Genomic DNA, 241 nt, shown 5'->3' with positions numbered 1-241 from the left:
CGTGTTTGCGGCAGCCGGCAAACGGACACACCTCGTCCCGTTTCCGCACCATCCGGGCCAGATCCGCCGGCGGCCGGTACCGGGTCCTGCCGTAGGAGAGCCTGGCCCCGGTCTCCGGATGCGTCAGGATCCGGTAAAATGACCTCGCATCCGCACACAACTGCCGGGCAGCGTCCGCCGGGATCGGACCGAACCCGTCCAGCGTCGCCGGTTCCTCGCCCAGCCCCAGCAGAGACAGGAC

Annotated in this window: 1 protein-coding gene; it reads right to left on the bottom strand. The window is 69.3% G+C overall.

Annotated features, from left to right (window positions below; genetic code table 11):
- Positions 1-241 (bottom strand): DUF222 domain-containing protein (locus tag AC5RWT_RS38240; RefSeq protein WP_494084738.1); only part of this gene is annotated, 241 nt, incomplete at both ends.

The organism is Arthrobacter sp. Dra40 (assembly GCF_059091905.1).
The sequence above is the reverse complement of the archived record's forward strand: the minus strand, read 5'-3'. Positions and strand labels throughout refer to the sequence as shown.